General features: G+C 53.1%; 1 rRNA gene. It reads left to right on the forward strand.

Annotated features, from left to right (window positions below):
• Positions 1-1670: ribosomal RNA gene (locus ACFX4U_RS24010) — 23S ribosomal RNA — on the forward strand; the annotation flags it as partial.

Consider the following 1670-nt stretch of genomic DNA (forward strand, 5'->3'; position numbering starts at 1 on the left):
TTAATGGGGTGACTGCGTACCTTTTGTATAATGGGTCAGCGACTTATATTCTGTAGCAAGGTTAACCGAATAGGGGAGCCGAAGGGAAACCGAGTCTTAACTGGGCGTTAAGTTGCAGGGTATAGACCCGAAACCCGGTGATCTAGCCATGGGCAGGTTGAAGGTTGGGTAACACTAACTGGAGGACCGAACCGACTAATGTTGAAAAATTAGCGGATGACCTGTGGCTGGGGGTGAAAGGCCAATCAAACCGGGAGATAGCTGGTTCTCCCCGAAAGCTATTTAGGTAGCGCCTCGTGAATTCATCTCCGGGGGTAGAGCACTGTTTCGGCTAGGGGGCCATCCCGGCTTACCAACCCGATGCAAACTACGAATACCGGAGAATGTTATCACGGGAGACACACGGCGGGTGCTAACGTCCGTCGTGAAGAGGGAAACAACCCAGACCGCCAGCTAAGGTCCCAAAGTCATGGTTAAGTGGGAAACGATGTGGGAAGGCCCAGACAGCCAGGATGTTGGCTTAGAAGCAGCCATCATTTAAAGAAAGCGTAATAGCTCACTGGTCGAGTCGGCCTGCGCGGAAGATGTAACGGGGCTAAACCATGCACCGAAGCTGCGGCAGCGACACTTATGTGTTGTTGGGTAGGGGAGCGTTCTGTAAGCCTGCGAAGGTGTGCTGTGAGGCATGCTGGAGGTATCAGAAGTGCGAATGCTGACATAAGTAACGATAAAGCGGGTGAAAAGCCCGCTCGCCGGAAGACCAAGGGTTCCTGTCCAACGTTAATCGGGGCAGGGTGAGTCGACCCCTAAGGCGAGGCCGAAAGGCGTAGTCGATGGGAAACAGGTTAATATTCCTGTACTTGGTGTTACTGCGAAGGGGGGACGGAGAAGGCTATGTTAGCCGGGCGACGGTTGTCCCGGTTTAAGCGTGAAGGTGTGTGCTCCAGGCAAATCCGGAGCACTTTAACACTGAGGCGTGATGACGAGGCACTACGGTGCTGAAGTAACAAATGCCCTGCTTCCAGGAAAAGCCTCTAAGCATCAGGTAACACGAAATCGTACCCCAAACCGACACAGGTGGTCAGGTAGAGAATACCAAGGCGCTTGAGAGAACTCGGGTGAAGGAACTAGGCAAAATGGTGCCGTAACTTCGGGAGAAGGCACGCTGATGCGTAGGTGAAGTCCCTTGCGGATGGAGCTGAAATCAGTCGAAGATACCAGCTGGCTGCAACTGTTTATTAAAAACACAGCACTGTGCAAACACGAAAGTGGACGTATACGGTGTGACGCCTGCCCGGTGCCGGAAGGTTAATTGATGGGGTCATCCGTAAGGAGAAGCTCTTGATCGAAGCCCCGGTAAACGGCGGCCGTAACTATAACGGTCCTAAGGTAGCGAAATTCCTTGTCGGGTAAGTTCCGACCTGCACGAATGGCGTAATGATGGCCAGGCTGTCTCCACCCGAGACTCAGTGAAATTGAACTCGCTGTGAAGATGCAGTGTACCCGCGGCAAGACGGAAAGACCCCGTGAACCTTTACTATAGCTTGACACTGAACACTGGTCCTTGATGTGTAGGATAGGTGGGAGGCTTTGAAGCGTGGACGCCAGTCTGCGTGGAGCCGCCCTTGAAATACCACCCTTTAATGGCTGGTGTTCTAACGTGGACCCGT

The organism is Kosakonia sp. YIM B13588 (assembly GCF_042788165.1).
GTDB lineage: Bacteria > Pseudomonadota > Gammaproteobacteria > Enterobacterales > Enterobacteriaceae > Kosakonia > Kosakonia sacchari.